This is a genomic window from Providencia sp. JGM181 (assembly GCF_018257375.1).
Taxonomy (GTDB): Bacteria; Pseudomonadota; Gammaproteobacteria; order Enterobacterales; family Enterobacteriaceae; genus Providencia; species Providencia lanzhouensis.
Genome location: NZ_JAERJY010000219.1, coordinates 1 through 3,337 on the forward strand (window position 1 = coordinate 1; position 3,337 = coordinate 3,337).

Here is a 3,337-nt window from a genome sequence, read left to right on the forward strand (position 1 = left end):
ATTATTTATGTATACACAATAATCCCGTTAAAAGGGTGATTTAGTGGAGATAAATGATGAACCAAATGACTGCTATCCAAACATTCGATAACTTAAATGAAAAGGGAAAAAATATTTTTCTCTCTCGTGATTTGGAAATGATTTTTCCCAACGAGTCGCCAAAAACATTGCAAAAATCCATCGATAGGCTTGTCACTTCAAATATACTAAAACGAGCCGCAAAAGGCGTTTATACCTACGTTAGAGGGTCTTTAGGCCCTTATCCTTTAGAAAGCCTAGCGGTGAATATTCGTAGGGGGGAATATAATTACATTAGTTTGGAATCTGCATTGTCCCAATACGGCGTTATTTCCCAAATTCCAATGGATCGGTTGACTATCATGTCGACGGGACGTTCTGGGGAATTTGTTACCCCTTGGGGCGTGATTGAAGTAACTCATACGAGTAAAACACCATCAAAAATTATTAGTAGCACTCTTGAAGGACGAGGTCCTTTGAGAATCGCTAAGAAAGAAACGGCACTGCGTGATTTATTAAGGGTGGGAAGGAATACTCACTTGATTCAAAAGGAGGAGATATAAGATGGCAAGTCTGGTTGATTTTAACAAGTTAGTCGATGAAATAATGAGTGAAAACGGTTTTTCTACTAATAGACCTGTCGTAGAAAAAGAGTTACTGCATTACGATATTTTGTATGCTTTATCTTCTGCAGGTTTATTAAAAAAAATAACGTTTCAAGGCGGTACGCTGCTGCGCCTATGTCATGGCTCCAACCGATTTAGCGAAGATTTAGACTTTGCTGGTGGACATAATTTTTGTTCTGCTGATATGCAGGAAATAAAGAGCTGCATAGAAAAATACGTTGGGCATCGGTATGGCTTAGAAGTGGTTGTCAAAGAGCCAAGTGAATTGCGTAAAGAGCCTGAATATGCGGATGTAAAAATCGATAAATGGCAAATTTCGGTGACAACAAGTGCTGAAAGAAAAGATTTGCCAAAGCAACGAATTAAGATTGAAATTGCGAATATTCCAGCCTATACACGAGCATTACGTTCCCTTCAAAGAAACTACCCACAGTTACCTGATGGATATTCTGATTTACTTATTCAGGCGGAAGAACTCTCCGAAGTTATGGCGGATAAATTGATTTCCTTCCCTGCAACAATGGCTCGCATTCGATACCGTGATATGTGGGACTTAGTTTGGCTGCATCAGCAAGGCGTGAAACCAAATGCGCAGTTAGCCATGAAAAAAACAGTTGACTATAAAATAGATAATGAGTTTAAAACGCTATTACAAAGTCGGATTGAATCATTGCCAGAATTGGTACAATCGAAAGAATTTAATGATGAAATAAAACGATTTTTACCGTTAGAGGTTGTTGAGAGAACATTAAATAACCAAGATTTTTTATTATATTTAGAAACAACGTTGTATGAGTTAATGAAATCTGTGCAATCTGACATGTATGGGGATAGGCGGGAAAGGCAGAGTAATCCTTTTAGCATGTAGGACGGCATAAAAAAGCCAGCCGCAAAGCGACTGGCTTCATGTTTGAATGACGAGAACTTAATTGACGCTGGTTTTCAGCACTGCCGCAGGGTTACGTTCTTCTTCAGCGGTACGAGTCCAACCTTTGTATGACAGTGGGATAAACGCCACGGCAACAGCTAACAAGGAAACCCCTGCTACATAGTAGGCTGGCGCCATATGGGATTGCTGTAACCATGCACCGGTTAAGATTGGGGTCAACCCGCCAAATACGGCGTATGCCAAGTTGTACGCAAAGGATAAGCCAGAGAAACGAATTTCTGGTGGAAACGCGCGAGTACTGATGATTGGCGTTGTCGCAATCGCTCCTACGAAGAAGCCCATTAACGCGTAATTAAATGTTAAGGTATTCGCCGAAATATCCGATGACAGCGATGAATAGAAGTAGATAGCGGTGACCGCTAATCCGCCCCAAGACAATGTCATCGACGTACGTGTTCCCGTTTTATCTCCTAACCATCCCCAGAAAATACAGCCTAAGGTTAAGGTCAACGTTGCTGCGCAGTTGGCTTGTAAAGCAATATTACGATCGATGCCATAAATACCTTTTAATACCACGTCAGGGGTCATCAAAATGGTGACAACGATAGCGGTAGACAGCGACCACGTCAGTGCTGCAGTGATCATGCAAGCTTGTTTATGGGATTTAACCACGGTTTTTACTGGTAACTCTTTGGTTAATGCTTTTTTAGCTGCCATCTCTTTGAAAATTGGGGTCTCTTGTAAGAAGCGACGCAAATAGACAGAGATAAAACCAAAGATACCCCCTAAGATAAACGGAATACGCCACGCAAAATCATGCACTTCTTGGGTGGTATAAGAACGCTCAATGATAATCGCGACGATAGATCCTAATAAAATTCCACCAGTGATCCCTGAGGTTAATGTTCCTACGCCTAAACCATAACGTTGTTTTGGAGTATGTTCGGCAATAAACACCCATGCACCAGGCATTTCACCGCCGATAGCAGCACCTTGCATGATACGCATTAATAACAGTAACAGTGGTGCAGCGGCACCAATGGTCTCAAATGTTGGCAAGAAACCAATAATAAAAGTTGGGAATGCCATTAAGAAAATACTTAAGGTAAACATTTTCTTACGACCGATTTTATCGCCAAAGTGGGCCATGATAATGCCGCCCAATGGGCGAGCAAGATAACCCGCAGCAAACAGACCCAGCGTCGCCATTAATGCGAGAAATTCATTATCGCCCGGAAAAAATAGCTGGGAGATAATTTTCGCGTAAAAAACGAAAATAACGAAATCATAAAATTCTAATGTGCCACCTAAAGAGGATAAGCCCAATGTTTTATAATCTTCTTTGCCTAACGGTCTGGCCGCAGGCTGGCTGGTTGTTTGCGATGTCATAATTCTGTCCTTCTAAATACACAACATTTCAATATTAGCGCGATGAGGTTATTTGTAATAATAGGTACGTTAAATAGCGAAGTAATTAATATTATTTGGCAAAGGATATGAGAGATAAAACGAGGGAAAATAAACCAAGGTAATACTCTGTATCTCTAACGTACCTTCATTTATAGCAGAAAGTTTCATATTCTGTAAACCGCCACCTTGAAAACAAGCATAAGATTCTATTTAGTTAAAAAAGGTCAAATGACTACTCTAAATGATAATTGAATGTCACGATATGATATTAATAAACTAGCAATTACAGACGATTGTATATTTTGAGATATAAAATAATGGCAAAAAAGCAATAAATATAATGGTACTCATTTATTAAGTGTGAAATTAAATAGAGTAAATAACAGGTATAGAT

The 3,337-nt window shown here is 39.7% G+C and carries 3 protein-coding genes; 2 read left to right on the forward strand and 1 reads right to left on the reverse strand.

The annotated features are described in order from the left end of the window. The first annotated feature begins 56 nt into the window (after positions 1 to 56). On the forward strand, positions 57 to 581 hold the full coding sequence (gene abiEi / locus JK188_RS16825; RefSeq protein WP_211886423.1) for a type IV toxin-antitoxin system AbiEi family antitoxin: 525 nt from the start codon (positions 57 to 59) through the stop codon (positions 579 to 581). A gap of 1 nt (position 582) precedes the next feature. After that, entirely contained in the window at positions 583 to 1,512 is a 930-nt protein-coding gene (locus JK188_RS16830; protein WP_211885817.1) for a nucleotidyl transferase AbiEii/AbiGii toxin family protein, read from the forward strand. Positions 1,513 to 1,569: 57 nt separating this feature from the next. Here JK188_RS16830 and JK188_RS16835 read toward each other — a convergent pair whose 3' ends face one another. Beyond that, positions 1,570 to 2,922, reverse strand: a complete 1,353-nt coding sequence (locus tag JK188_RS16835) for an MFS transporter (RefSeq protein WP_211885815.1) — start codon at positions 2,920 to 2,922, stop codon at positions 1,570 to 1,572. Positions 2,923 to 3,337: the final 415 nt, after the last annotated feature.

What these genes read in the sequence shown, in the direction of transcription:
- abiEi (WP_211886423.1), top strand. Translation starts at nt 57, where the DNA reads ATGAACCAAATGACTGCTATCCAAACATTCGATAACTTAAATGAAAAG.
- JK188_RS16830 (WP_211885817.1), top strand. Translation starts at nt 583, where the DNA reads ATGGCAAGTCTGGTTGATTTTAACAAGTTAGTCGATGAAATAATGAGT.
- JK188_RS16835 (WP_211885815.1), bottom strand. Translation starts at nt 2,922, where the DNA reads ATGACATCGCAAACAACCAGCCAGCCTGCGGCCAGACCGTTAGGCAAA.